The sequence below is a fragment of the Acinetobacter sp. WC-141 genome (genome assembly GCF_000313935.1).
Classification (GTDB): domain Bacteria; phylum Pseudomonadota; class Gammaproteobacteria; order Pseudomonadales; family Moraxellaceae; genus Acinetobacter.
Window position 1 is genome coordinate 35,040 of the sequence record NZ_AMSS01000011.1, and the last position, 25,670, is coordinate 60,709.

The following is a 25,670-nucleotide window of genomic DNA, read 5'->3' on the forward strand; positions in this document are numbered from 1 at the left end:
CATGTCATTGGCCCAGCTGATCCAAAATGCATGGAATAAGCAATCGCGTTGGTTGATTGCTTTGCGTCCATTATCTTGTTTGTATCGTGCTGGGTTTCTATTAAATCGTAATTTTTATACGGCAGGTTTAAAGAAAGTCTATAAAGCGCCTGTGCCTGTCATGGTAATTGGAAATATTACTGTGGGTGGAAGTGGAAAAACTCCATTATTAATACAACTGGTGAATTATCTACAACAGCATAATGTCAAAGTTGGGGTAATTAGTCGGGGATATGGTGGTACAGGTCCTTTTCCTATGTTAGTAACATCGGCTAGTCAGGCGGTAGAAGCAGGAGATGAACCTGCTTTGATTGTACAGTCAACTGGCGTATCTATGGCGGTGGGTCCTAATAGACAGGCGGCAATAGAGCTCTTGGTTGCCGCAACACAAGTGGATTTAATTATTAGTGATGATGGCTTACAGCATTGGGCTTTGGGACGACAAATCGAGTGGATTGTACTCGATCAAAATCGTGGTTTAGGAAATCAAAAACTATTACCTGAAGGATATTTGAGAGAGCCAGTTGAGCGTTTAGAAACTGGAACAGTAATTGAACATGCATATAAACCAACTACAGAATTAAATATGCATCTTGAGACTGGACAGCCATATTTACTCAATCCTTCGTCAAGGGGCGAACACGGTTTTAATCCTCAAAGTAATTATCATGCTGTAGTGGGTATTGGCTTTCCACAGCGTTTTTACCAGACACTTAAAGATTTAGGTTTGAAACAATTTCAAGAACATGCGTTTCGTGATCATCATGATTACTCAATCAATGATTTAATTTTTGATGATGAACTGCCACTTATTACAACTGAAAAAGATGCAGTTAAATTATTGCCACTGCTTAAAAAACATCCTGAATTTAAACAGCCTATTTGGGTTGTTCCTGTTAAAGCTATCTTGTCTGTAGAGTGTTATCAGGTTTTAAAAAAGCAATTGCAGAAACTTGATATCCAATTATCCTAGGAATAAAAAATGAAACACATCGTCATTCCAGCACGCTTCTCAAGTTCGCGTTTGCCAGGTAAACCATTGTTGCTTATTCATGACCGTCCTATGATTTTACGTGTGGTGGATCAAGCAAAAAAAGTCGAAGGCTTTGATGATCTATGTGTGGCTACAGATGATGAACGTATTGCTGAGATTTGCCGTGCAGATGGTGTAGATGTTGTTCTCACAAGTCCTGATCATCCATCAGGAACAGATCGATTAAGCGAAGTTGCTCGTATTAAAGGCTGGGATGCAAATGATATTATTGTAAATGTTCAAGGGGATGAACCTTTATTGCCAGCTCAGCTTGTTCAACAAGTTGCAAAACTTTTGGTTGATAAACCAAATTGTTCAATGTCGACATTGTGCGAGTCTATTCATACCTTAGATGAATTTCAGCGCGATAGCATTGTAAAAGTAGTCATGTCTAAACAAAATGAAGCTTTATATTTTAGCCGGGCAACTATTCCTTATGATCGGGATGGGGCTAAGCATGATGAACCGACTTTACATACACAAGCATTTCGTCATTTAGGTTTATATGCGTATCGAGTGAGCTTATTGCAAGAATATGTGACCTGGGATATGGGTAAGCTTGAAAAATTAGAAAGTCTTGAACAATTACGTGTTTTAGAAAATGGACATCGTATTGCGATTGCTGTTGCTCAAGCAAATTTACCTCCTGGTGTGGACACTCAAGCTGATCTTGATCGCTTAAATAATATGCCTGTCGAATCTTTTGAATAAGCGTTAATTTTTAATGAATCCGAATGTAACTTCAAAGGTTTATCCTTGGCAGAAAACAACGTGGGATACCTTAACAACAAGGTTTCCCAATATTGGACATGGCCTATTATTCTATGGCAAGGAAGGCTGTGGGAAACATGCTTTTGCTAAGCATTTTTTGGCGTGGGTGCTTTGTCTCAATAAGCAGCCTCATGGTGCTTGTGGTGAGTGTAGCAGTTGCCAATGGTTAAAATCGGATACTCATCCAAATTATGTTCATATCACAACAGATGAAGAAAATAAAAAGCAAAATGCAAAAATAAAAATCGAAAAGATTCGAGATCTACTACCTTTTGTGCAACAAACAGGAGAGGGCTGGCGCGTTATTCTTATTGAACCTGCTGAAGCTCTTAACTTGGCATCTTCAAATGCGCTATTAAAAACCCTAGAAGAACCAGGTGAGCGTGTTGTTTTAATTTTATTGGCTGATCACTACCTTAAATTACCCGCCACGATTCGTAGCCGATTGCAGCATTTCGCTCTAGATCGCATTTCATATGAACAGGCTACTTCATATTTGAATGAGCATTTATCTGAAATTGCAGAAGTACAACCTGATTTATTACTTGGGCTATCTAATGACATGCCTTTACAAGCAATAGAAATTGCAAAAAGTGATTGGTTTACTAAACGACAGACTTTCTTAAATGATTGGCTGAAAGTTGTTGCTCAAAAAAATATGCCTTTATTCTTCTCTGGAAAATGGCAAAAAGAATTAAGTTTTAATGATTTTATCGTACTTTTTGAGTACTTGTTGGGAGATTTGATTTGTGTCAAGCTAAATCAACCACAGAAAAATACAGATTTAAATTTTGAACAATTAAGTTCACATTACGATTTGGAAAGCTTATTTAATATTTATAGTGAATTACAACAAGCAAAAAAGCTAGTTGAGCAAAATGTACAGAGTCAACTTATTATAGATCAATTGTTTATAACGTTAATGAATATTTAAGGGGGAAAAATATGCAGCCGCAAATGGGGGGGATTATTCAGGTAAATATTCCTGATAGAGCTACTTTGCAAGCAAGCTATATGGGATATGTGCAAGGTGGAGGTCTATTTGTACCATCAAAACAAAAAGTAAAAATGGGACAAGAGATTTTTATTCTAGCAACGTTACCAGAGCAATCTCAAAAAATTCCTCTTACTGGTAAGGTGATTTGGATATCACATAAGCAAAGCGGATTTAAACCTCAGGGTTTTGCTATTCAGTTAAGTGGAGATAAGGGAGTTTACTATAAAGCTGAGGCGGAAAGAGTTTTGGCTGGTAGTATGTCTCTAGACCGTCCAAGTTATACTATGTAATCAAATAGGATGAAAAAGTGTTTGTTGATACGCATTGCCATTTAACGATGTTAGATTTAACGCCTTATAACGGTGATCTAGACCTTGCGCTCGCAGCAGCGCGAGCAGAAGGTGTGTCTAAATTTATGGCAATATCCGTTGATCTTGATGACCACATTGCACTAGCAGAAATTGCAAAGAGACATGAAGACGTTGGTTATACGATAGGTGTCCATCCTTGTGAGGATGTAGATACAATGGCACGTGCCACGACCGAGCATTTGATTGGATTGGCACAGTCGGAAAAAGTATGGGCGCTAGGTGAAACTGGACTGGACTATTATCACAGTACCGATTTTGTTGAAGAGCAAAAAGCATGTTTTGCAAGACATATCCAAGCTTCGAAAGTTGTAAAAAAACCAGTTGTCGTTCATACGCGTTCAGCAAAGCATGATACGGTAGATATTATTCGTGCTGAAAACTCCACGCATGGGATTTTGCATTGTTTTACTGAAGATTGGGAAACGGCCAAGGCTGTGCTTGATTGTGGTTATTACATTTCTTTTTCAGGTATTGTGTCATTTAAAAACGCACAGGACTTGCGTGATGTAGCTAAACAAGTTCCCCTAGATCGTCTTTTAATTGAAACAGATAGTCCTTATTTAGCACCTGTACCATATCGTGGCAAAACAAATGAACCAAAATATGTGCCTTATGTAGCCAAAGCGCTCAGCGATGTATATGATAAATCGGTTGAGGAAATTGCAATGATCACCTCACAAAATTTTGAGAACTTGCTAAAAGCGATTTAAGTTATAGAAACTATATAAGAGAGTAATTGCGTGAAGATGGATCGTCAGGCTCAGTTCCGAGCAAGAGAAGTATTAATATTTCAGGTTGCGGAGCAATTATTGCTAGAAAATGGCGAAGCTGGAATGACACTTGATGTCTTGGCTGCTGAGCTTGATTTAGCAAAAGGAACTTTGTACAAACACTTTCAAAGTAAAGATGAGTTGTACATGCTATTGATTATTCGTAATGAGCGTATGTTACTCGAAATGGTTCAAGATACTGAAAAAGCCTTTCCGGAACATTTGGCTTTTTTTATGTTGCATCATTTACATCATCCTGAGCGGACAGTTTTATTTCATCAAATTGAAGAAAAACTTTCGATTACAGCTCAAGGTGTACATCATCTTTTTAATGAGCTTTATCAGGTGCGTAAACAGCGATTGCGAATTATCATTCGCATGACGGATCACTATTTAGAATCTATTCAAAGCAATATGCCTACACGAGATTATCTGGCCTCTATTTGGTCGTTAACTCATGGTGCGGCAGCTATTCTCAATTCAAGTTTTTATCAACGGTATTTAGGTTCAAGAGACACTTTAAGAGTGGCTTATATTGATCAGGCATTAGCCTTACCTAAACAAGCTGTCGAACAATATGCTTAAATAGGTCAATATGAAATCCCCATCACCGTCTAAATCACAAAAAGGTTTTACCCTCATTGAAGTGATGGTGGTGATTGTTATTATGACGATTATGACTTCTCTCGTTGTCCTCAATATAGGTGGGGTTGACCAAAAGAAAGCAATGCAAGCAAGAGAGTTATTTCTGCTTGATGCGCATAAAATCGGTAAAGAGTCGCTTGATCAGTCTCGGGTTTTAGCTTTATCTACGCTTAGTGAGACAGACATTTCTCCATTTTCCTATGAACTGTATGAATACCACGATCAGAGTAAATTACAGGTCCAAGATTTAAAAAACCGTTGGCAGAAATACTCAGAATTTACTACGCGCCAATTGCCTAAACATGTCTATTTTACAATACAGCCTCTAGATGGTCAGAACTATTCAAAAGCTACTAATACAGATTTAATAGGAGGACAGGCACCTCAGTTAATCTGGTTTGGAAATGGTGAAGCTAAAACAGTTAAAATACAGTTTTACTTTGAACAAAAACCAATTGGCTCAGAAATACAAATTGATCATTTGGGTAAAATAAATGAAATCTAAAGGCTTTACTCTATTAGAAGTAATGGTAGCTTTAGCAATTTTTGCAGTAGCTGCTGTCGCGTTAACTAAAGTGGCCATGCAATATACCCAATCTACCTCAAACGCAATTCTTAGAACAAAAGCTCAGTTTGTGGCAATGAATGAAGTCGCCTTAATGGAGATAAATCAAGAATGGCTGCAAGGTACTCAAAGTAAGCAGGTTACTTCTCAAGGTGAAACTTGGCAGATTGATAAATCTGCGCAATCCACAGTTAGCCCGAATGTTCAGAAAGTAGACTTGCAAATTAGCTTATATGATTCTGACAAGGGGAAAGTACAAAATGGAATTACCCACTTGGTATTTTTTAATTATCCAATGAAAGCAAAATAATGATAAAAAATAAATATTCTTGCCCTAGAAATACTGTTTCTCATCTTGCGGCACGATCGAGCAGTGCTCGATTAACTCATGCCTCAGGATTTACTTTAGTTGAGCTTTTAGTCGCAATTGCAATTTTTGCTGTTCTATCTTTGTTGGGTTGGAAGATTTTTGATTATTTATTAAAAGTCCGTGATCGTAATGCACAACACGAAGTGCAACTATTTGAATTACAAGATGCTTATCAACAAATTTTACGTGATACGTTGCAAATTATACCTTTATCGGCTAATCAAGGCGGGCAATTACGTCCAGCCTTAGAGCTCGATAATCAAGTTCTTCACTTTAGTAAGGCTGGTGTTACTGATCCCTTAAAGCAAGGCTTATCACCATTTGAGCGTATTGAATATCGATATGATCCTGATCAAAAAAAGCTTTATCGTCTTAAATATAGCAATTTAAATACTTCAAACAGAGAGCAGCCATTATCAAGTACGCTGTTAAGCCAAGTTGAACAATTTCAAATTATGGTGCTCACGCCACAAGAAGTGACAAAGTGGCCAGAAATTAATATTGATCCTACAAAGCCTGAAGAGTTTAGAAAGTTACCGAAAGGAATAAAAATACAACTCACGGTTGCGGGTGTAAGTTATGAGTGGATTTATAGCTTAAATCAAGGAGACTTATCGCTCTTAAAGCAAGGAGGGCAATAATGTTGCATTATAAAAAAAGCCAGCAAGGCGTTGCTTTGCTCACCATTCTAATTATGGTTGCTCTGGCTACAATTTTAGCTGCCTCTATTGCAAAGCATCAAACCAATACAATGGAAAACACTGGTTATTTGATGCGTCAAAATCAGTCATTACTCTATGCCAAAAGTGCAGAGGCTTTTTTTTCTGAATTATTAATTCAAGATGCAAACAATGCCGGTGGCGTTGATCATTTAAAAGAAACATGGGCACAGCCAATGCCTCCCTTTCCAATAGAAGATGGAACAGTATCAGGGCGTTTAATAGATGAGTCAGGGAAATTTAATATAAACAATTTAACGACTAATGAAGGCAAGGTAAATGAAGCTGCTAAAAGCTGGTTTGAGCGGTTACTTGTACGCGTAGGCTTGCCAGCAGAGCTAAGTCAAGCTGTTATCGACTGGCAAGATCCAGATGAAGAACCATCTGGGCCTATGGGAGCAGAAAGCAGTTATTATGAAGGACTTGATCCTAGCTATTTAGCTTCAAATGCTAAATTTCATCGTATTGAAGAGTTAAAATTAGTAAGAGGTTTTGAAGGCAAAAAATATGATTTAATCGCTCCTTATATTTCTGCCTTACCTGAAAATACAAAAGTGAATATTAATACGGCTTCGCCATTAGTCTTAGCGAGTATTGATCAAAAATTAGATTTAGATGCGATAGAAAAAGAAATTCAATTGCGCCAACAAAATTTAAAATTCTTTCAAAATGTTGATGAATTGTGGCAATTGAATGCTTTTTCAACAGTCGATACTCAAAAGAGAACTGATGTGAATAGCTTGTTGGATGTAAAGTCGAGTTTTTTTCAAGCACAAATTGAGGTCATGCTAAATAATAGAAAAAGACAATTTACAAGCGCGTTAATGCGTAATGATAAGCAAGTTTATGTCTATTCTAGAAATATGTCGCCATTTAACTAGTTGAAAAATTAAAATTTATTTGTTTTTGTTGTGATGTTGGAAAGTTGTTGTTATGAGTTTTTCTAATGGGCATAATAGAACAAATATAAATTTTCCATATGTTTATCTGCAATATTTCTTCACAAGTCTTATCATACTTTTCGCTAATTGTTTCTAATTGAAAAGTGGTGCGAAGTTTTTGTCTTTTGCTTTATAATAATGTTCCTAGAAGGAATGATCGATTTGGCACATGTTAATTCGTAAGTTATTTAAGTTTGAAAATGCACATGTTGTACGTAACTGTACATCGGATCGTTGTAAGCGATCAATTCATGGACATAGCTATAAAGTCGAATTATTGCTTAAAGCTTCGAAATTAGATCATGGGCAAATGGTTTATGATTTTGGGCTTTTAAAAGGAGTAATAAAAGAACTTTTTGATAGCTTTGATCATGCAATCTGTTTTTGGGAAAAAGATGATTCTCAATATATTGATGCTTGTCAGACTTTCAGTGCTCGCTGGATTTCTTTACCTGTTTCACCATCGGCTGAACAGTTCTCTCGTATTTTCTTTTATCTAGCACAGCAAGTTTTGCAATCAACCATCACTCAAAATGGGGAAGGTGATGTTGAGGTTTATTCAGTTATTGTTCATGAGACCGATACTGGATATGCTCAAAGCTTTATTGAAGATATTCAAAACGAACAAATGGGTATTTTAAGCCTTGATGGAATTGTTTTTTCAGAACAAATTCAGATAGAGTGGTCAAATCCGCAAATGTATGAAGACTTGAAAAAAGGGATGAAATTTAATAACCCTCAAGTTGATTTGCAAGTCGAAGTGTAAATCGAATTACTCTATTTGTAGAATTGAAAATTGATCTAGGATGACATTAATGCAATTAACTGAGCAACAGCAAGATAAACTCAGTAAAGTTCAATTAGAAGAAAGCTGGAAAATATCTTTAGCGCCGTTTTTATTAAGTCCTCAAATGGATAATTTGCGCGATTTCTTATTTCAAGAGAAACAAGCACAAAAAATAATTTATCCACCGAGTAAGCAAATCTTTAGTGCTCTAAATATAACGCCATTGGCTAATGTGAAGGTCGTTATTCTGGGACAAGATCCATATCATGGGCCGAATCAAGCGAATGGATTAAGTTTCTCTGTTCAAAAAGGTATCCCATTACCTCCATCTTTACGTAATATTTTCCATGAATTACATACAGATTTGGGAATTCCTGCTCCTCGCCATGGCGATTTGACGAAATGGGCTAAACAAGGTGTGCTTTTACTCAACAGTGTACTTACCGTTGAAGCTGGGCAGCCGACTTCACATCAAAAGCAAGGTTGGGAAGCATTTACTGATGAAGTCATTGATGTTCTGAATGAGCAAAGAGAACATATAGTATTTATTTTGTGGGGTGCTTATGCACAGCGCAAAGGACAACGTATAAATAGAGACAAACACTTGGTTTTAACCGCCGCGCATCCTTCGCCTCTTGCTGCAAACAGAGGTGGTTTCTTTGGATGCAAAGTGTTTTCAAAAACAAATCAATATTTGAAACAACATGGCATTGAGCCCATAGACTGGCAATTGGACGCATGATGAACTCTCCCAATGTAAATAACTATCACCCGGACTTGGTGGTTGAAGAAGCAAAGAACGGCTGGCGTATAGTACGTCTGAATCGTCCTAAATCATTACATGCTTTAGATGAGTCGATCGTAACGGCATTATTACGTGTATTTGAAGATTTTCGTGATGATGAGAGCGTTAAAGCAATTTGGTTGGATTCAACTACACCAAAAGCTTTTTGTGCAGGCGGTGACGTTAGAAAGTTGCGTCAACTTGTTATAAATCAAGAAGTAGATACTGCGAATAAGTTTTTTCAGCAAGAATACGCTTTAGACTTACTCCTACATAATTATGCTAAACCCGTGGTTGTTTGGGGAGAGGGCTATGTTATGGGTGGTGGTTTGGGCTTGTTTATGGCAGCACCATTTCGTCTAGTAACCCCATATTCTCGTTTGGCAATGCCTGAGATTAATATTGGTTTATATCCAGATGTGGGGGCGAGCCGTTTCTTAGCAGATCGTGGCCCAATAGGGTTGTTTACTGGTTTAACTGGTTCAATCATGACAGCCGCTGGTGCATATAGCATCGGTTGGGCAACACATATTTGTGAAGCACAGCGTGATAATGTTTTGCAAAAAGTTTTAAATATTAATTGGGCTCATTATCCTGCGGGGGACTTCCGTGCAATTGATGATACTTTAAATAGTTTGCATCGTCCTGTTGCGGCCGGTCCATTACAAAATTCACTAGATGTGATTCATAGCGTTTGTCGTGGTTTTAACTTTGAACAAGATTATCAAGCTATTGTGAGCTTGCGTGATGCAAGCAGTGATTGGCTTCGCCAAGCAAGTGAGAACTTGCAAAAAGGATCTCCTAGTACTGCTGCAATCACTTGGTTGCTGTGGCAATGGGGTAAACAAATACATTCTTGGGATGAAGTTTTTGATCTAGAAGCTCAAATTTCTGAATGGAAAATTCGTCACCCCGACTTTGTAGAAGGGGTTCGTGCACGCTTGGTTGATAAAGATTTGTCACCAGAATGGAAACCGTGTGAAGACTTAAGTCTAAGAGGTATATTGGCTGATTGTCCGCCAGTTACTTCAATAGATAGCTGGAATGCGTTACTTAGACAACACGGCGTAATCATCTAAAATACATGACTGAATATAGTGATGAATATTGGATGCAGCTTGCTTACGAGCAAGCTGAATTAGCCGCTCAGCAGGGTGAGATCCCTGTTGGAGCGGTTGTGGTGAGCCAAAATCAAGTGATTGGATCAGGCTATAATGCTCCAATTAGTTTGTTAGATCCAACTGCACATGCAGAAATTCAAGCTATTCGCGCAGCATGCTTATCATTAGAAAATTATCGATTACCCGAAGATGCGACTTTATATGTCACTCTTGAGCCATGCACTATGTGTGTAGGCGCATTAGTACATGCGAGAATCAAACATGTGGTTTTTGGTACTACAGAGCCTAAAGCAGGTTCATTGGTAAGTGCTCGTCAATTACTACAACATGGTTATTACAATCACAGATTTACCTTTCAACAAGGTTGTTTGCAAGAAAAATGTGCTCAACAACTCAGTCATTTTTTTAAACAAAGACGCGAGCAAAAGAAACAAGAAAAACAACAAAAAACGTCCTTAAATGATTAAAAAATAACATGCTCTTATGGCAAACTAACGCGGTTTTAATGCCATGATTCTATGTAATAAGGACTATTCAATGCGTAATGTAATTACCGTAAAAAAAGAATTTAATGCTCCTATTGGTGATGTATTTAACTTGCTTTCTAAACATGCAACTTATAATACTGCTTTTGCACCTTTACAAGTTATACGTGTGAAAGACTCAGCAGATTCTAAAAGACCTGATGGATTAGGCTCTATTCGTCGTATGGGATTTGGTCCAATCAAGCCACTTAAAGAAGAAATTACATTGCTTGAAGAAAATAAAAGCATTGAATATAAACTAATAGACAATCCTTTGATTAAACATCATTTAGGTCGAATCGAGTTTTCTGAAATTACCCCATATATAACTTTAGTTACATACCGCATCGAGTTAACGGCAAAAGCTCCAGTGGTAAGTAAATTAATCCTTGCACAGCTAAAACTAGCCATTACACTAGGCTTTTCGAGATTAGCTAAAGCAATTGCTTCTTAGTGAGAGTTCAATGACAGTTCAAATTATTACTATTGATGGTCCGAGTGGTTCGGGTAAAGGAACATTGGCAGCAAAACTTGCAGCACATTATCAATATCATTTACTCGATTCGGGTGCCTTATATCGTTTATTGGGGTTGTCATTACATAAACACGATTTATTAGAGAAATTAGACAGTCAGCTTGATGAATGTATTCAATATGCACGTCACCTAGATATTAAATTTGAAACCTCCACAGCAGGGATCTTAGTTTTTCTAGATGGCGAAGATGTATCTCAAACAATTCGTACAGAGCGGGTTGGTGAATATGCATCGAAAGTTGCGGCAATTCCAGAACTTAGACAGGCATTATTTGAGCGACAAAGAGCCTTTGCACAAGATCCTGGTTTGGTTGCAGATGGTCGTGACATGGCAACTGCTATTTTTCCAGAAGCCAATGCGAAGATTTATCTGACAGCTTCCGCTGAATCGCGTGCGGAGCGAAGAGTAAAACAGTTGCAGGGTATGGGCCTAGATGCTAAAATAAACGACATTTTAGCTAATATACAGGCGCGGGACAAAAGAGATATGGAGCGAGAAGTTGCTCCGCTCAAGCCAGCCGATGATGCTTACATTATTGATAGTTCGGAATTAACGATCGATCAGGTATTTAAGTTGATGGTTGAGTATGTCAATAGCCGTACCATTTAGCAAATAGAATTATCAGTTGACGCATAGCTTGATCAGTCTATAAAGACTATGTTGATACTTAACTAAACCGGCCTTGTCTGATCCAAGACCGCGGAATTTATCAGGTATATCATGACCGAATCTTTTGCAGCCCTCTTTGAAGAAAGTGAATTAAACCTCAACGTTGAAAAGGGTGCAGTCATCCAAGGTGTTGTTGTAAACATCGATAGCGACTGGGTAACTGTTGACACTGGCCTAAAGTCTGAAGGCATTGTTGACCGTGCTGAATTTTTAAATGAACAACGTGAACTTGAAGTTCAGGTTGGTGATACTGTTGACGTAGTTGTTGAAGCTCTTGACAACGGTATGGGTCAAACAGTTTTATCACGTGAAAAAGCTAAGCGTGCTGAAACTTGGACTAAACTTGAAAAAATCTTTGAAGATGGCGAAATCGTTACTGGTGTTATCTCTGGTAAAGTTAAAGGCGGTTTCACTGTTGACATCGGTCCTGTTCGTGCATTCTTACCAGGTTCATTAGTTGACACTCGTCCTATCCGTGACACTACTCACCTTGAAGGTAAAGAGTTAGAGTTTAAAGTAATCAAACTTGATGCTAAACGTAATAACGTTGTTGTATCTCGTCGTGCTGTTATGGAAGCTGAATCTTCTGCTGACCGTGAAGCATTACTTGCTCAACTTGAAGAAGGTCAAACAGTTACAGGTACAATCAAGAACCTTACTGATTACGGCGCATTCGTTGATCTTGGCGGTATTGATGGTCTTCTCCATATCACAGATATGGCTTGGAAACGTATCAAGCACCCTTCAGAAGTTGTTGAAGTTGGTCAAGAAGTTACTGTTAAAGTACTTAAATTTGACCGTGAGCGTAACCGCGTATCTTTAGGCCTTAAACAATTAGGCGAAGATCCATGGTTAGCGATCATGAGCCGTTACCCTAAAGGTTCTATCGTTAAAGCTCGTGTAACTAACTTAACTGACTACGGTTGTTTCGCTGAAATCGCTGAAGGTGTTGAAGGTTTAGTTCACGTTTCTGAAATGGATCACACTAACAAAAACATCCACCCATCTAAAGTTGTTCAGATTGGTGATGAAGTTGATGTTATGGTTCTTGAAGTTGATGAAGAACGTCGTCGTATCAGCCTTGGTATCAAACAAACTCGTGCTAACCCATGGGAAGAGTTTGCTAAAGCTCATGAGAAAGGCGAAAAAGTATCTGGTACTATCAAGTCTATCACTGACTTTGGTATCTTCATCGGCTTGAATGGCGGTATCGACGGTTTAGTACACTTGTCTGATATTTCTTGGAACGAACAAGGCGAAGAAGCTATCCGTCGTTACAAGAAAGGTGACACTGTTGAAGCTGTTATCTTGTCTGTAGACGCTGAAGGTAACCGTATCAGCCTTGGTATCAAGCAATTGAACAGCGATCCGTTCAATGATTTCTTAGCTGCTAACGAACGCGGTGCTTTAGTTAAAGGTACTGTAACTGCAGTTGATGCTCGTGGCGCAACTGTTAAGTTAGCTGACGAAGTAGAAGCTACTCTTAAAGCTTCTGAAATCAACCGTGACCGCGTTGAAGATGCAACTAAATTCTTAGAAGTTGGTCAAGAAGTTGAAGCGAAAATCATCAACGTTGACCGTAAATCTCGCTCTATCAACTTGTCTGTTAAAGCAAAAGACGAAGCTGAAGAGAAAGAAGCAGTTGCTAGCTTGCGTACAGCAACAACAAGTCAAGAAAATGGTCCTAAGACTATTGGTGACTTGATCAAAGCACAAATGAAGTAATAAGTTAACAAAGTACGGTTTCATGTAACGGAATTGTACTTTTTATACAAATTACTGTAAACGGTAGCGTAGTATTCAACATACTGCGCTACCGTTTTGTATTTAAACAGGTTATTATCAGACGACATAGAGTAGCAATAAATAACGAGGTCGTAGATGACTACTGAAGCTCTTAATAAGTCTGATTTGATTGAACGCATTGCGCTAAAAAACCCACACTTAGCTGAACCTTTGGTGGAAGAAGCGGTTAAAATTATGATTGATCAAATGATAGAAGCACTATCAACTGATAATCGTATTGAAATCCGTGGTTTTGGTAGCTTTGCTTTACACCACCGTGATCCAAGAGTTGGTCGCAATCCTAAAACAGGAAGATCAGTAGAAGTGGCAGCCAAAGCTGTTCCACATTTCAAACCGGGTAAAGCGCTGCGTGATGCAGTCAATGAATCCGGTAAATAAATAAAAATTTATAAGCGGGGTGCCTATGCGTTATCTTTTAATTGCATTGCTTATTGTTGTGTTTGGTTATTCTTTAGCACTAGTATTGCAAAATCCAACAGAGCTTTCTGTTGATTTGTTATTTACCCAAGTTCCAGCTATGCGTTTAGGCTTATTATTACTACTCACATTAGTACTTGGAACGGTGGTCGGTCTTTTGTTAGGTGTACAAGTTTTCAGAGTATTTCAAAAAAGCTGGGAAATTAAACGTCTTCGTAAAGATATTGACCATTTGAGAAAAGAACAGATTCAAAGTGCTCAATTGGCAGCAGCAGAAGCCGCTGCAAATGTAAGACATGAAAAAACCGTTTTAGATGTTTATCCCCAAGATAAAAATTCTACTCCGTTATAATTCGCACACTACTCTTTATTTACGAGTAAAGAGTAGTATATTTCTCAATTTATTCGCATTTTCTTCTTTTTATTGTTCTAAAAATAAGTGCCCGTTGCATTATTATCTCTAAATTTGAAAGCCTTCCTTATACATTCCTTTATTCCCTGATAATTTGTCTATTATAATGATGCTGTTTTTATGTGATGGAAGAAAGTCTCTTGAGTATCATTGTTGCGTTAGATGCAAAAAGCCAATATGACGCTTTAAAAATTGTTGAACAACTTGATCCTACTTTATGCCGTGTAAAAGTGGGTAAAGAGCTTTTTACTCATGAAGGTCCATCTGTTGTAAAAAAACTTCAAGAACAAAATTTTGAAGTTTTTCTTGATCTTAAATTTCATGATATCCCAAATACTACTGCTCAGGCTGTTTGTGCAGCCGCTGATTTAGGAGTGTGGATGGTCAACGTCCATGCTTCCGGTGGTCGTAAAATGATGGAAACTTGTGTAGAGCGTTTAAAAGCAGGTAACTATCAAACTCAATTAATTGCGGTTACTGTATTAACTTCAATGGGGCGTGAAGATTTAAAAGATATTGGTTTAGATGTTGAGCCAGTAGAGCATGTAAAACGCTTAGCTAAACTCACTAAAGAAAGTGGCTTGGATGGGGTGGTTTGTTCTGCACAAGAAGCTAAAATTCTTCGTGAGTTGATTGGACAAGACTTCTCTTTAGTAACCCCTGGTATTCGTCCGGAAGGTTCAAATGCGGACGACCAAAAACGTATTGTGACTCCGAAGCAAGCTATGCTTGATGGTTCTACGCACTTGGTCATTGGTCGACCGATTACTAAAGCAGAAAATCCAACAGAAATGTTGAAGTCTATTCTTGCTTCAATTGCTTAAAAATTTAGGAATAAGCTAATTAATAGCGGAGCGAGTAGGCTTAATAATAAGCCGCTCATCATGGCATGTGGTACATAATGTGTACCACATGACTGTTTTACCATGGCTAATGTAACATCCATTGAGGTTGCGCCAGCACTTGAGATGGCAGGACGTGGAAAGCGCCATCCCATGGTATACATTAAAAATATAGCAACGATCTCTCTAAATAAATCAGTTAATAACGCAATACCACCTAGTTCTGCCGAGTGTAATTGTGTAAACAAGATTCCTGACATTGAATACCAGCCATAACCTTGTGCTAATGCTAATGTTTCATTCAATGCAAAATGCTTGCTAAGCAAAAAGTAGTTGATGAAGCCTGCGATACATGAGCCGATAAATGCAGCCAAAGGTACAATTAAAATCTTCCAGCTTAGCCACGTACGGTTGAAATGAGTGAAGGCAAGTTCAATACCAATTAAGAAAATAAAAAGTAATAATAAATACCAACTATTAAATGAGATATGTGAATTGAATTGAGTGGCGATAGCTCCTAATAGAACACCGACGCCTAAGGCAAAAAAAGCTTTTGCAATATTCTTTAAAGCATTTACAAAGAGTTGAAGTGAAATTTTGCCTTTGACACTTTGTTTATCAAAAATTGTATAAGCCAATAAACAGGTAAAAAAAGAACCAAAAGATGTAGTAAGTGCAATAATAATAGCTGGTGGAAGTATGGCAGAAGGATTCTCAATTTGGTCCAGTGCGAGTGTTAACTCTAAAGCGACACTTGCCAAGAGAATATAAGAAAAATAGGGCAGTATTTTAAATATAAACTTTTGGATATTTAAAGATAGTTTGGGCGCTAAAAAATAGCCGGAAGTAAGTGCTAAAAAAATTTGAATGATGAGATAAAAAGATTGCATATAATAATAGGTAGATTGTTTTAACCCACCTATTATGTCTGGAACATTTTAAGCTGCATAGCTCTGTGAGCTTTTATTTAAGAGTAAGTAATCTTTAGAATTAACTTTGCGTGTTTCTAACCAGTACTTCCATGTATAAGTTGGCCATAGCGAAAAGTTTTTTCCATCGGCAGATTGATACCAGCTATTACAGCCTCCAGCTTGCCATACAGTCCCTTGAAGCTGGGTTTGAACCCGCTCGTTAAATGCATCTTGAACTTCTGGTTTGATCTCAATCGCTTTTTGCCCAGATTTTTCTACGAGTTGAATAAGTTGTAAAATGTAATTTACTTGAGATTCAATCATAAAAATAACCGAATTATGACCTAATACTGTATTAGGACCGACTAATTGAAATAGATTCGGAAAGTTTTTAGTCATAATGCCATAATAACTTTCTGCACCATTTTTCCATGCCTGTTTTAATTCGATTTGATTACGTCCAATGCAAGTGAAATGTTTCAAGTAAATACGTGGGTCAGTAATAAAACCTGTACCGTAAATTAAACAATCAATAGGCCGTTCTTTTCCATCTTTAGTAATAATACTGTTTTCTTTAATTTCTTGGATGCCATCCGTCACTAACTCAACATTTTTACGATTAAATGTAGGGAAGTATTTATTTGAAATAAGAATCCGTTTACATCCCATCACAAAGTCTGGTGTGAGTTTCTTAGCTACCTCTTTATCTTTTACTTGGAAGCGAATGAACGCTTCTGCCAACTTCTGGCCATATTTCATAACTTGGGGTTGAACAATGGGTACAACGCGCGACTCATTACTCCAATAAAGACGACTACGATGAATTTGGCGATAAATATTAGAAGATTTGAACAATGCTTTACTCAAGTTTGAGTATTTGCGCTCATCTCGAGGGATTACCCATGCTGCGGTTCTTTGAAATACATAGAGCTGCTTAACATCTCTAGCTATTTCTGGAATATATTGAATTGCACTACCACCCGTACCAATTGATGCGACTGATTTACCATTTAAGTTGTAGTCATGTTTCCACTGTGAAGAGTGAAAAACTTTTCCTTTGAATTTTTCGATGCCCTGAATATGAGGTATTTGCGAGATATGCAAAGGGCCTGATGCAAAAACTATAAATTGAGCTTCGAGCGAAGGTTGATTTTTAAAATCTAGAGTCCACACATGACGCATTTCATCATATTGGACATGGGTTACATCATGGTTAAACTTACAGTAATTTTTAATCTTATATTTTTCTGTAATATCTTGAATATATTCAAAAATCTCTGGTGCTTCAGCATAACGTTTTGACCAGTCAGTTTTGGGTGCAAAAGAGAGGGAATACATATGAGATTGAACATCACATGCCGCACCAGGGTAGCGATTTTCGCGCCAAGTTCCACCGACGTCATTTGATTTTTCTAAAATAACAAAGTCTTGCTGTTGATTTTGCAGTAAACGGATAGCCATTGCTAGACCACCAAATCCAGCACCAATAATAGCGATTTTAGTTTTTTGAATAGCATCTTGCTTTGTGTTTAGCATTGGAAACCCTGCATAAGCTGAAAAGAGGATTGCATGGAAGACTAACGTTTTTTAATCAGTTTAAACATGATTGGATCGACGTGAAAATTGATAGATTCGGCAATTAATTTTCTTTCTTCTTTATAGTAAAACATTTGAGTCTAGGGAAATTGATAGAAGAATGAAACGGTCGATACTTGGTTTAATGTATTTAATTCAAGGAATGCGCAATGCTGGCATTGATGTCGACTCACGTTTGGCTGGTATTGGAATCAAGGTTGATGCTTTAGATCCGAGTTCCACAATTCATGATCGCCTAGAATGGGATATTCAACAAATTATTAGTGAAAATGTTGAACCTGAGAAGGGCTTATTTATTGGCCAGCATTATGCTCTAGCTGGTTACGGACCATTGCTGATGTTGCTTGTAACAAGTAATGATGTTCAGACTGCATTAAGTAAAGGGATAAAATATCAAAGGCTTACTCATTTATTTGGTGCTTTAGGGCTTTGTGAAACGGATGAGCGCACCATCTTAAATTATTTGCCTGTTGATTTGAAAACCCAAGTTGGACAGTTGCGGGCACAATGTGAAGTTTCAGGAACTTATAAATTTATTCAAGATATTTATACAATGATGGGATTAGAAATGCCCACTATGCGTATAGAACTTCCATTTGAAAAACCAACGGACTCAGATATTTTATCTCGCTATTTCGCATACTATGGTGAGGATGTGCACTTTAATGGTAAATATGCAGGATTTAGCCTAAGTAAGGATGTACTTGAAATCAAAATCCCTTCTGCGGACATCATTACACATCGTATTTATGAATCAAAATGTATTACAGAAATAACAAGATTAAATCAACAAGATCATCAAACTCCACATATCATACAATGTGTGCAAGATTATCTTGAGTTGCAACAAGGAATTATCCCGAGCATGGCGGAAACTGCTTTTGCATTGAAAATGCCTGAAAGGACATTAAGGCATCAACTGCAACAGTTAAATACGAGTTATAAGCAAATTCGTGAACAAATTATCAAGAATAAGGCATTAAAGCTTATGGAATATAGGGAATACTCAATAGAAGTTATTGCTGAATTGCTCGGTTATTCTGAACCAGCGGCATTTAATCATGCATTTAAACGATGGTTTGGGCAGAGTCCTCGACAATATGGCAAAGAGTCATCGTCGTAATTCTTGATGCTAAAAGCTAATGTGGTTGAACAAAATGTTCGCTATACTCCTATCAGTTAAAATTGAAATAAAACGATATGTTAAATTTAAAATCTTCTCATAGTACTGCATTCTCACCTTCTTCCCCAGCAGAACGCTATGCTGAGGCTTTAGCTTCAGGCCAGTTTATGGCAGATGAAGCGCAAGCACAGGCAGTGCAAGAATTAGATCGTGTATGGAAAGAACTTTTAAACCGTTATAAAGCCTCTAAAAAAGCTTTCCGTCGTTTTCGCCGCCAAACCTCACCTAAAGGTGTTTATATGTGGGGTGGAGTAGGTCGTGGAAAAACTTGGCTTATGGATCAATTTTATGAGTCAGTGCCGTTTCGCCGTAAAACACGTATGCATTTTCATCATTTCATGCAACATGTTCATAAAGAGCTAAATAAGCTTTCAGGCCAACGCAATCCACTTGAAATTGTGGCTGACCAAATTTATAAAGATGCAGTCGTTATTTGTTTTGATGAGTTCTTTGTATCAAATGTAACTGATGCAATGATTCTCAGTGATTTATTCCAAAAATTGTTTGTTCGTGGTGTGACATTAATTGCAACATCCAATATCGCACCAGACGGTTTATATAAAAACGGTATTCATCGTGATCGCTTTTTACCAACAATTGAAATGGTTAAAAAGAACTGCACTGTTTTAAATGTAGATGCAGGTGTGGACTATCGTTTACGTGTATTAAAACAAGCTCAATTATTTAAATCGCCATTAAGTAATGAAGTCCAAAACTGGATGTCAGAACGTTTTAACGCACTAACTCATACACAAACTCATTCTCAAGAGCCAATTGTAATCAATAATCGTATTGTTGAGACGCTAGGCCATACAGAAGATGTGTTGTGGTGTGAGTTTTCTGAACTCTGCTTTAAACCACGTAGCCCAGCAGATTTTATTGAAATTGCGAATATCTATAATACGGTTCTGGTGAGTAATGTTCCTCATTTAACAGATTTCTTATCTGAAGGTACACGTCGTTTTATTTATTTAGTCGATGAATTTTATGATCGTGGAGTAAAATTACTGTTAACTTCTCAAGATAGTATTATTGATATTTATCAAGGTGAAAAGTTAGCGTTTGAAATTGAGCGTACTCGTTCGCGTTTGTTAGAAATGCAATCTGATGAATATTTACATTCTGAACATCGTCATATTGATGATACTAAAAACGCATAAAAAATAGATATGAAAAGCGCTCTAAAAAGGGCGCTTTTTTTACAACAAAAATTGATAAATTTAGTTAAATAGTGCTTTTTCGCACTGTAAAGTTTGATATAACTAAATACGCTTTAGAAAAATAAGATAGTGGAATTTTTTGTCTGTTAACAAAAAGTCTAGTTTCAGTATCTTTAAATATTGAATAAATTGTTGGGAATCCTAGTTAGAATTTTAATATTTCCTATATAGAGAAATTTATCTTTGTCAATAGTTTTACAAGGGAAAATGCTTACTATTTAGGAATGTGATATTAGTATTCAGCTTAATTTAAATCGGTATACTAGGATTCTCTTGGTATAAAAAGTAGCAACTTCAGGAAAGACAATGACTGCACGTATTCAAAAAGGCAAGTTAGCGATTGCTAAAGAACTTTACGATTTTATCGAAAATGAAGCTTTACCAGGTTCTGGTTTAGATAGTGAAACTTACTGGAAGAACTTTGAGCAAGTTGTTGTCGATCTTAGCCCAAAAAATAAAGCATTATTGGCTAAGCGTAATGAATTACAAGCAAAAATTGATGAATGGCACCGCAACAATAAATTTGAATTAGGTGCGTATAAGGCGTTCTTAACTGAAATTGGTTATTTAGTGCCAGAAGTTGAAGACTTTCAAATTACAACTGAAAATGTTGATGAAGAAATTGCATTATTGGCAGGTCCACAGTTAGTTGTACCTGTACGTAATGCTCGTTATTGCTTAAATGCAGCAAATGCTCGTTGGGGCTCGTTATATGATGCACTTTACGGCTTCGATGTAATTTCTGAAGAAGGTGGAGCTGAAAAAGGTAAAGGATATAATCCTGTACGTGGTGCAAAAGTGATTGAGTTCGCTAAAAACTTCTTAAATGAAGTTTTCCCACTTGCACAAGGCTCACATGCAGATGCGACAAAATATGCGATTGAGCAAAACAAACTTGTTGTGACTTTGAAAGATGGTTCAAAAACAGGTTTAGCTCATGAAGCTCAGTTCGTTGGTTTCAACGGTGAAGAAGCGAATCCTACAGAAGTTGTACTTTTGAGTAATGGTCTTCATGTGATTATCGAAATTGATGCATCTAGTCCAATTGGACAAACTGATTTAGCGGGTGTTAAAGACTTAACATTCGAAGCGGCTGTAACCACAATTCAGGATTTAGAAGATTCTGTTGCCGCTGTAGATGCTGAAGAAAAAGTTGAAGGTTACCGTAACTGGTTAGGTTTAATGAAGGGTACGCTTCAAGAATCTATTGAAAAGAACGGTAAAACGATTGTTCGTGATTTAAATAAAGACCGCGAAATTAAAAATTTAATTGGTGGTACAACGAAACTTCATGGTCGTTCACTTATGTTGCTTCGTAACGTAGGTCACTTAATGACTAACCCAGCTATTTTAGTAGATGGGGAAGAGATTTTCGAAGGTATTATGGATGCATTGGTAACACCATTGTTGTCAGTTGCAGACATCCGTAGTGAAAACGAAAATAAGAACTCTCGTAAAGGTTCTATGTATATTGTTAAGCCAAAAATGCATGGTCCAGAAGAAGTTGCGTTTGCTGTAGAGTTATTTGAACGTGCTGAACAGGCGATTGGTTTACCACCTAAATCGTTAAAAATCGGTATTATGGATGAAGAGCGCCGTACATCTGTAAACTTGAAAAACTGTATTGCTGCTGCAAAAGACCGCACGATCTTTATTAATACTGGCTTTATGGACCGTACTGGCGATGAGATTCATACGTCAATGGAAGCCGCGCCAGTTGTGCGTAAAGAAGCTGTAAAAACACAAAAATGGATTGCTGCTTACGAAAACCGTAACGTTGCAATTGGTTTAAAATGTGGTTTACAAGGTAAAGCACAGATTGGTAAAGGCATGTGGCCAAAACCAGATAGCATGAAAGATATGTTAGCAACTAAAGCTGCACATCCAAATGCGGGTGCTTCATGTGCTTGGGTTCCATCTCCGGCAGGTGCAGTTCTTCATGCGATGCATTACCATCAAGTGAATGTTAAAGCACGTCAAGATCAGTTGAAAGCTGAAGAAATGTTGTCATTAGATGACTTGTTGACTCCTCCATTTGCACCAGAAACAAACTGGTCAGCAGAAGAAATCAACAATGAGCTTGAAAATAACTGCCAAGGTATTTTAGGTTACGTTGTTCGTTGGGTTGACTTAGGCGTGGGGTGTTCGAAAGTTCCTGACATTAACAACGTGGGCTTAATGGAAGACCGTGCAACATTACGTATTTCTTCTCAACACGTTGCAAACTGGTTACGTCACGGTATTGTGACTCGTGAACAAGTTGAAGAGGTGCTTAAACGCATGGCTAAAATTGTTGATGAACAAAACGCGAATGATCCATTGTATAAACCAATGGCTGCTAACTTTGAAACCAACATTGCTTTCCAAGCGGCTTCTGACCTGATCTTTAAAGGTTGTGAACAGCCTTCTGGTTATACTGAGCCGTTGCTACATGCTGCTCGTTTAAAGTTAAAAGGTTATACAGGTGACTAATTTTAACCTGTCATAAAAAAAGCCTCTTCGGAGGCTTTTTTGTTCTCGGTATATTTTTTGCTTAAACTAAGAAAATGTATTTCTAAAGGATTTTTGAATTTGATTAATTTGAAAAGTCTAGATCGTAAGAATTGGATTCAATGTGCAAGATTATCTTTGGATGAATCTCAAAAAGACTATGTTGCACCAAATGTATATTCTATTGCTGAGTCTAAAGTGGAAGAACATTACTGCCCAAGAGTGATCTGTTTCAATAATGACGTCATTGGGTTCTTAATGTATTGTGTCGAAATTGATCCACCTGATGAGACTTTATTTTGGTTGTTTCGTTTTATGATTGATAAAAATAATCAAGCTAAAGGTTATGGTACCGCAGCGTTGCAAATCGCAATTGATGAAATATTTACAAAAGGAGCTAAACGCATTCGAACTATGTATAAATCATCTAATCATTGTGCTGGAAAACTTTATAAAAAATTGGGTTTTATAGAAACTGGAGAATATGATGAATGTGGAGATATTATTTTAGAGTTGAATATTTCCCTTCAAAAAAAACGCTAACTGAAAATTCCAGTTAGCGTATGAAGTAATAGAATAGATTTAAAAGCAATTTTAGTTACTGCTCACAATTCCAATTTTGGTGACACCTAAACGCTGCGCCGTAGCCATGACCATCGCTACATTTTTATATTCAGCCATTTGATCTGGTTTAAGTTTGATCTGGTCTTGATCTTTTTTGGTGACCACACCTTGGAATAAAGTCTCTAGTGCGGTGCGGTCTGAAACCAGCTGGTTATTCCAAAACACTTTACCTGCTGCGTCAATTCTTACATCAATCACTTCAGGCGGCTTTTCATTTGTTGGTGGGGGTGTGCCGTTTGGCAAATTAATATTAATCGCATTGTTTGGTGCAGGGATGGTAATAATGAACATAATAATAAGTACCAACATGACATCAATAAGAGGTGTCATGTTGACTTCCAACATCACATCGTCATCATTATTTGAACCGACATTCATACCCATAAAATTCTCCTTAAAATAATTACTGGGAGGCTGGTGGGGTAGTAACAAATGCAATTTTGCCAATACCAGCTTGTTTGGTCGTGCTAATGACCTGATCTATCGCCTCAAAATGAGTAAGCTGATCTCCACGAATATGAACTTCTGGCTGAGGCCTTTTTTGTGCAACGGCTTGAAGCTTTGATAGCAATATTTCTTTATTAGGCACATAGCTTTCATTCCAGAAAATATCTCCTTTCTTGTTCACAGAAAGTTGAATATTTTCAGGTGTGGTTGCATATGGCGTATTTTTTTCTTCTGGTAGTTTCACTGGAACCGTATGTGTAACTACCGGAATCGTAATTAGAAAAATAATAAGTAAAACCAACATGACATCAACTAGAGGCGTCGTATTAATTGCGCCAATCATTTCATCGTCATCTTCAGAACCAACACTCATACCCATAATGTTTGCTCCTCGTTATTTAATGCTGCGGTTAACCGAATTATTGGTACTAATTTCTCCGCTTAATAAAACTGCGTGTAAATCTGAACCAAACGAACGAACATTTTCCATAACGGCTTTATTACGGCGAGTCAGCCAGTTGTAACCAAGTACAGCGGGCACTGCGACTGCAAGACCAATAGCTGTCATAATTAAAGCTTCACCGACAGGACCAGCAACTTTATCAATAGATGCCTGACCTGAAATCCCGATGGCTGTTAATGCGTGATAAATTCCCCAAACCGTACCAAAAAGACCAACAAACGGTGCCGTTGATCCAACTGTTGCTAAGAAAGCTAAACCACCACCTAAGTGATTTTGTATTTTTTCAATTGCACGTTGAATTGATATGCTCACCCATGTATTAAAATCGATTCGCTCAAGTAAAGAGCCGCCGTGCGATTTAGTTGAGTTAATGCCTTTTTCTGCAATAAAGCGATATGCGCTACTTTGTTCTAAATTATCAGCTGCATTATCTAGTGAAGTTGCTTCCCAAAAACTTTTCTCTGCCTCTTTGCCTTGTCGTTTTACTTTAGCTTGTTGTAAGAATTTTGAAATAATGATGTACCACGTGCCAATAGACATCAGCACTAATATAAATAAAGTAGATTTAGCGACTAAGTCTCCTTCACGCCAAAGCGCTTCTAGACCATAAGGGTTTTTAACAGTTTCGCTTGTTGCTGGTTTCGGTGGTGGAGTTGGAGTATTTGCATTTGAAGTAGTTTCAGCGGTTGCTGTTGCCACAGGGGCATTACTCGTTTCTTCTGCAAAAACCGAGTTTAATGGAAGTAGCGAACAAGCTGCGATTAAACTTGCAGAAGCGAAACGTACTAGCGGTTGAGTTGATTTTTTCATCATATTATCTCCAATATTTTTTAATTTCTGACTAATTCAATTGTTTATTCAATTACGAATGGATATTCAATTTCATACCAGTCTTGCTGAGGCACGCCATCTTTCATTGCTGGTTTGAATGTACATAAGCTGTAAGCTTTAGTTGCTGCTTTATCTAAGGTTTTGCTGCCACTTGATTTTTTTACTTTGGCATCAATGACTTTGCCTGAAGTATCAACCAAAACACGTATACGCACCGTACCTTGTTCTTCATTCATCAGTGCTTCACGAGGATATTCCGGTTTTTCACAGCCAGCAGAACCTTCCGAAACACCGCGAGTTACGCCAGCTGGTTTAGGAGCTGGGGCAGCTGCCACTGGAGCTGGTGCGGCAACAGGACTTGGTGATGGGGTGCTAGGTGCAGCAGGAGCTGGGGTAGCAACTTTAGTTGGTTGAGCTACTGGTGTCGTTTTTTGTACCGGTGTCGCTACTTTCTCTACTTGTTTAGGCGGCTCAGGAACTTTGGCAACTTTTTCTACCATTTTAGGTGGCTCAGGCGGTTTTTCCTTAGGTTTTGGCTCCTCTGGTTTAGGTGGAGGAGGTGGTTTAATATCTTGAATAATTTGTAATTCCACAGGTTTTTCTGCTGGTTTTTGAATATTGTTTGCTAAACCTGACATCAGAATATAGGCAACAATAAGATGCAGAAAAAGTACTGCGGCAATACCAATAAGGCGCTTTGCAGATTTATTTTCTATGTCTGTAAAAGTCATGCCCATAGTTACTCCTGAAACTTGAGACAAACAATTCTTAAATTAATGTTTGACT

The 25,670-nt window shown here is 37.7% G+C and carries 30 protein-coding genes; 24 read left to right on the forward strand and 6 right to left on the reverse strand.

Features of this window, described 5'->3' with window-relative positions; all coding sequences use genetic code 11:
* The first annotated feature begins 1 nt into the window (after window position 1).
* The 20 genes from lpxK (at window position 2) to pyrF (ending at window position 15,101) form a co-directional block, all read left to right on the forward strand.
* Window positions 2–1,012, forward strand: a complete 1,011-nt coding sequence (gene lpxK, locus ACINWC141_RS01095; protein WP_009387176.1) for a tetraacyldisaccharide 4'-kinase — start codon at window positions 2–4, stop codon at window positions 1,010–1,012.
* 9 nt (window positions 1,013–1,021) lie between these two features.
* Window positions 1,022–1,783, forward strand: coding sequence for a 3-deoxy-manno-octulosonate cytidylyltransferase (kdsB, locus tag ACINWC141_RS01100; protein WP_009387109.1), 762 nt, complete (start codon window positions 1,022–1,024; stop codon window positions 1,781–1,783).
* A gap of 13 nt (window positions 1,784–1,796) precedes the next feature.
* Window positions 1,797–2,777 carry a DNA polymerase III delta subunit-related protein gene (locus ACINWC141_RS01105; protein WP_009387065.1) on the forward strand — a complete coding sequence of 327 codons (981 nt, stop codon included), beginning with the start codon at window positions 1,797–1,799 and terminating at the stop codon, window positions 2,775–2,777.
* 11 nt (window positions 2,778–2,788) lie between these two features.
* Window positions 2,789–3,130 (forward strand): PilZ domain-containing protein, encoded by a 342-nt coding sequence (locus ACINWC141_RS01110; RefSeq protein WP_009387057.1) that lies wholly within the window; start codon window positions 2,789–2,791, stop codon window positions 3,128–3,130.
* A 17-nt stretch (window positions 3,131–3,147) separates the two neighbouring features.
* A complete protein-coding gene (locus ACINWC141_RS01115; RefSeq protein WP_009387117.1) occupies window positions 3,148–3,921 on the forward strand; it encodes a TatD family hydrolase in 774 nt (257 codons plus the stop codon).
* 36 nt (window positions 3,922–3,957) lie between these two features.
* A complete protein-coding gene (locus ACINWC141_RS01120) occupies window positions 3,958–4,566 on the forward strand; it encodes a TetR/AcrR family transcriptional regulator (RefSeq protein ID WP_004642629.1) in 609 nt (202 codons plus the stop codon).
* A 10-nt stretch (window positions 4,567–4,576) separates the two neighbouring features.
* Window positions 4,577–5,131, forward strand: a complete 555-nt coding sequence (locus ACINWC141_RS01125) for a type II secretion system protein (RefSeq protein ID WP_009387182.1) — start codon at window positions 4,577–4,579, stop codon at window positions 5,129–5,131.
* The gene (gspI, locus tag ACINWC141_RS01130) at window positions 5,121–5,501 is read left to right on the forward strand and encodes a type II secretion system minor pseudopilin GspI (RefSeq protein WP_009387073.1); all 381 of its coding nucleotides are present in this window, start codon (window positions 5,121–5,123) and stop codon (window positions 5,499–5,501) included. Before ACINWC141_RS01125 ends, gspI begins: the two co-directional genes overlap by 11 nt.
* Window positions 5,501–6,202, forward strand: a complete 702-nt coding sequence (gspJ, locus tag ACINWC141_RS01135; protein WP_009387137.1) for a type II secretion system minor pseudopilin GspJ — start codon at window positions 5,501–5,503, stop codon at window positions 6,200–6,202. Before gspI ends, gspJ begins: the two co-directional genes overlap by 1 nt.
* Window positions 6,202–7,161: a type II secretion system minor pseudopilin GspK gene (gene gspK / locus ACINWC141_RS01140; RefSeq protein ID WP_009387069.1), complete on the forward strand. Its 960-nt coding sequence runs from the start codon at window positions 6,202–6,204 to the stop codon at window positions 7,159–7,161. The genes gspJ and gspK overlap by 1 nt, the downstream gene beginning before the upstream one ends.
* 229 nt (window positions 7,162–7,390) lie before the next feature.
* Window positions 7,391–7,987, forward strand: a complete 597-nt coding sequence (locus tag ACINWC141_RS01145; protein ID WP_009387142.1) for a 6-pyruvoyl trahydropterin synthase family protein — start codon at window positions 7,391–7,393, stop codon at window positions 7,985–7,987.
* 49 nt (window positions 7,988–8,036) lie between these two features.
* The gene (gene ung / locus ACINWC141_RS01150) at window positions 8,037–8,750 is read left to right on the forward strand and encodes a uracil-DNA glycosylase (RefSeq protein WP_009387114.1); all 714 of its coding nucleotides are present in this window, start codon (window positions 8,037–8,039) and stop codon (window positions 8,748–8,750) included.
* Window positions 8,747–9,871, forward strand: a complete 1,125-nt coding sequence (locus ACINWC141_RS01155; RefSeq protein WP_081399972.1) for an enoyl-CoA hydratase/isomerase family protein — start codon at window positions 8,747–8,749, stop codon at window positions 9,869–9,871. The genes ung and ACINWC141_RS01155 overlap by 4 nt, the downstream gene beginning before the upstream one ends.
* 5 nt (window positions 9,872–9,876) lie before the next feature.
* Window positions 9,877–10,380 (forward strand): tRNA adenosine(34) deaminase TadA, encoded by a 504-nt coding sequence (gene tadA, locus ACINWC141_RS01160; protein WP_009387138.1) that lies wholly within the window; start codon window positions 9,877–9,879, stop codon window positions 10,378–10,380.
* Between the two features lie 70 nt (window positions 10,381–10,450).
* Entirely contained in the window at window positions 10,451–10,891 is a 441-nt protein-coding gene (locus ACINWC141_RS01165) for an SRPBCC family protein (protein ID WP_009387131.1), read from the forward strand.
* Window positions 10,892–10,901: 10 nt separating this feature from the next.
* Window positions 10,902–11,582, forward strand: coding sequence for a (d)CMP kinase (gene cmk, locus ACINWC141_RS01170; RefSeq protein ID WP_009387179.1), 681 nt, complete (start codon window positions 10,902–10,904; stop codon window positions 11,580–11,582).
* A 111-nt stretch (window positions 11,583–11,693) separates the two neighbouring features.
* Complete coding sequence (gene rpsA / locus ACINWC141_RS01175) at window positions 11,694–13,367, forward strand: 30S ribosomal protein S1 (protein WP_009387126.1); 1,674 nt, start codon at window positions 11,694–11,696, stop codon at window positions 13,365–13,367.
* Between the two features lie 156 nt (window positions 13,368–13,523).
* Window positions 13,524–13,826 (forward strand): integration host factor subunit beta, encoded by a 303-nt coding sequence (locus tag ACINWC141_RS01180; protein WP_003651488.1) that lies wholly within the window; start codon window positions 13,524–13,526, stop codon window positions 13,824–13,826.
* Window positions 13,827–13,851: 25 nt separating this feature from the next.
* A complete protein-coding gene (locus ACINWC141_RS01185) occupies window positions 13,852–14,217 on the forward strand; it encodes a lipopolysaccharide assembly protein LapA domain-containing protein (RefSeq protein ID WP_009387088.1) in 366 nt (121 codons plus the stop codon).
* A gap of 185 nt (window positions 14,218–14,402) precedes the next feature.
* Window positions 14,403–15,101: an orotidine-5'-phosphate decarboxylase gene (pyrF, locus tag ACINWC141_RS01190; RefSeq protein WP_016138293.1), complete on the forward strand. Its 699-nt coding sequence runs from the start codon at window positions 14,403–14,405 to the stop codon at window positions 15,099–15,101.
* On the opposite strand, the gene ACINWC141_RS01195 is transcribed toward pyrF, so the two are convergent.
* Both ACINWC141_RS01195 and ACINWC141_RS01200 read right to left on the reverse strand, forming a co-directional pair.
* Window positions 15,098–16,009, reverse strand: a complete 912-nt coding sequence (locus ACINWC141_RS01195) for a LysO family transporter (protein ID WP_009387160.1) — start codon at window positions 16,007–16,009, stop codon at window positions 15,098–15,100. The two genes, pyrF and ACINWC141_RS01195, sit on opposite strands and share 4 nt — an antisense overlap.
* Before the next feature lie 48 nt (window positions 16,010–16,057).
* Complete coding sequence (locus ACINWC141_RS01200; protein ID WP_009387146.1) at window positions 16,058–17,566, reverse strand: flavin-containing monooxygenase; 1,509 nt, start codon at window positions 17,564–17,566, stop codon at window positions 16,058–16,060.
* A 160-nt stretch (window positions 17,567–17,726) separates the two neighbouring features.
* Between ACINWC141_RS01200 and ACINWC141_RS01205 the strand changes: the two genes are divergently transcribed.
* From ACINWC141_RS01205 to ACINWC141_RS01220, 4 genes are all read left to right on the forward strand, one after another.
* A complete protein-coding gene (locus ACINWC141_RS01205) occupies window positions 17,727–18,749 on the forward strand; it encodes an AraC family transcriptional regulator (protein WP_034677162.1) in 1,023 nt (340 codons plus the stop codon).
* A 77-nt stretch (window positions 18,750–18,826) separates the two neighbouring features.
* Entirely contained in the window at window positions 18,827–19,969 is a 1,143-nt protein-coding gene (zapE, locus tag ACINWC141_RS01210; protein WP_009387105.1) for a cell division protein ZapE, read from the forward strand.
* Between the two features lie 366 nt (window positions 19,970–20,335).
* Complete coding sequence (locus ACINWC141_RS01215) at window positions 20,336–22,501, forward strand: malate synthase G (RefSeq protein WP_009387129.1); 2,166 nt, start codon at window positions 20,336–20,338, stop codon at window positions 22,499–22,501.
* A gap of 99 nt (window positions 22,502–22,600) precedes the next feature.
* The gene (locus ACINWC141_RS01220; RefSeq protein ID WP_034677165.1) at window positions 22,601–23,062 is read left to right on the forward strand and encodes a GNAT family N-acetyltransferase; all 462 of its coding nucleotides are present in this window, start codon (window positions 22,601–22,603) and stop codon (window positions 23,060–23,062) included.
* A gap of 51 nt (window positions 23,063–23,113) precedes the next feature.
* Here the strand turns inward: ACINWC141_RS01220 and ACINWC141_RS01225 are convergent, their stop codons facing one another.
* The 4 genes from ACINWC141_RS01225 to ACINWC141_RS01240 are packed head-to-tail and all read right to left on the reverse strand — an operon-like array spanning window position 23,114 to window position 25,621.
* The gene (locus ACINWC141_RS01225; protein ID WP_009387150.1) at window positions 23,114–23,527 is read right to left on the reverse strand and encodes an ExbD/TolR family protein; all 414 of its coding nucleotides are present in this window, start codon (window positions 23,525–23,527) and stop codon (window positions 23,114–23,116) included.
* Window positions 23,528–23,546: 19 nt separating this feature from the next.
* Window positions 23,547–23,969 carry an ExbD/TolR family protein gene (locus ACINWC141_RS01230; protein WP_004792697.1) on the reverse strand — a complete coding sequence of 141 codons (423 nt, stop codon included), beginning with the start codon at window positions 23,967–23,969 and terminating at the stop codon, window positions 23,547–23,549.
* 15 nt (window positions 23,970–23,984) lie between these two features.
* Window positions 23,985–24,866: a MotA/TolQ/ExbB proton channel family protein gene (locus ACINWC141_RS01235; protein WP_009387170.1), complete on the reverse strand. Its 882-nt coding sequence runs from the start codon at window positions 24,864–24,866 to the stop codon at window positions 23,985–23,987.
* A gap of 41 nt (window positions 24,867–24,907) precedes the next feature.
* Complete coding sequence (locus ACINWC141_RS01240; protein ID WP_005304763.1) at window positions 24,908–25,621, reverse strand: energy transducer TonB; 714 nt, start codon at window positions 25,619–25,621, stop codon at window positions 24,908–24,910.
* Window positions 25,622–25,670 lie beyond the last annotated feature (49 nt).